The following is a 1746-nucleotide window of genomic DNA, read 5'->3' as shown; positions in this document are numbered from 1 at the left end:
GGTCCAGATGGCTATCGACCTGGCTGAAGTGTGCGGCGAGTTCCTTGGCTTGTTTGAGCGCTGTATCCAGTTGCTGCAAAGGATCGTCACCCTGCGGCAGTGCGTCCAGCGTTGTGCGTGTTTGCGCAAGCACCTCGGCGATTGCGCGCTGGTTGAAGACAAACGAGCGCAGCGCCAAGTTGTCGGGGGAGATATTGTCGGCGCGCCACCATTGGGCAAGTAACTCTGCGCCGGCGGGCACGCCTTCGAGGCCGACCACGCACAGCCCCGTCTGCTGCGTAAAGCACAGGCCATTGGCGAGGTCGTTCTCGTCGTAGTGGGCAAGCGCCTTCAGAAGCTCGGGGGACTTCAACCACGTGAGGTGATCTGCCGCTCTGGACTCGGCAAGACGTTGTGCTTCGAGGCTCTGCGCATCGAACATGTCAAGGTGTTGATGCATGCCTTGCAGGTTGACCTTTGACAGGTAGCGCTCTTGGAAATGCTTTGCAAATTCGCCGTTTCTCGCACGGGTCTCAAGGTTCTGCCTTTTTAACTCACTGGCGCTGTCGAGAATGTCCTCTTTGGTCTGCGCCCACCAATCGGCCATCTGCGGGTGAACACCCTGGTCGCTGCGGGCGAGATAAGCGCGCATCGCCTCTTTATGGTGATCGACCAGCGCGGCGACTTTGCGCTCAGTGAATTGCTGATGCAATTCGCTGAATGCCTGTGCGACCAAAACCTTGCGCTCGTTACTAGGGCCGGCTTTCTCGGTGCTGGCTTCCAGCCAGTGCTTGAGATGTTCCATGCCGGCGTTGCGCCAGGCATTGAGTTCTTGAGTAATACCGATGGCGTCCTCCACCACGATGGCGACACCCCGAGCTTCAGGTCTGTCGCCCAAAGGAGCCAGTGCTTGCCGCGCCGCAGCCAGCGAGCTGATGCTGGGTGTACTGAATACCTGGGAGTCCAATAGCCTGCGCAACGCGTCGTTGGATTCGGCGGCAAAGTCGGCGACAAGCTCCAGTTGGTCATGACGTATCGTGTAAGGCCTGGGCGTCGGACAGCTGGGACCGGCGAAGGGCGCTATATCCACGGCCGGTAGCGCGTCGCGTCGACGCAGCAATTGTCGCTGTGCCGCGAGGGTCAAAGGATCAGGGCTGTAGAACAGGCGAAGCTCAAGCAAATCGTCGAGATCCTGAACCTTGAACGCCCAAGTCATATTGCGCACGACATCCTGGAGGGTGTGGGTACCTGACGGTTGAGGCTCGGTGTGTTCAGGCGCGATGAACGACAGGGCCCCGTTCGCGGCGATTCGATAGGGTAGGTGCAGGCTGTAGCGCCCGCTGCGCTTGCGCTTTTCCATGACATACAGGAAGCCTTCGCGGAGCGGGCGAATGGCGTAATCGGCATGACCCAACGCAGTGACGCGATGAGGGTGGCGCAGATGCTCAGGCAGGGTAGGTAATCGTTGGCGCTGGTGGGCACTGCCGCCAACGGCGGCATAGCGTAATGGCAGCACAGTGAAGGTCCGAGTACATGTGACGTCAGGCCCAACTGAAAAAGGATCTTGCAGTGCTTCGCAGTTCTGCCGATTGATTTCAAGCAGCGTCTTCAGATCGAGCATGAGGGGTCCCTAGACGAGTGGCTGAAAGCTATAACGCAAGTCAGATTGGCTAGTAGGCATAAGCAATCCTTGTCCGCCGTCCGAGATTCGAAATGCCCAGGCAGCGATGACTGCCAGGGCACGTTTTCATGCGATTTGCCAATCAG

General features: G+C 58.8%; 1 protein-coding gene. It reads right to left on the bottom strand.

Annotated elements, in window-relative coordinates; translation table 11 throughout:
- On the bottom strand, positions 1-1600 hold a 1600-nt coding region (locus ACPZMI_RS00025), incomplete at its 3' end, for a T6SS effector BTH_I2691 family protein (RefSeq protein WP_426351413.1).
- Between the last annotated feature and the right edge of the window lie 146 nt (positions 1601-1746).

Origin of the sequence: Pseudomonas wayambapalatensis, from assembly GCF_049942315.1 — a bacterium.
Classification (GTDB): Bacteria; Pseudomonadota; Gammaproteobacteria; order Pseudomonadales; family Pseudomonadaceae; genus Aquipseudomonas; species Aquipseudomonas wayambapalatensis.
This window is presented reverse-complemented; position numbering and strand designations above follow the sequence as displayed.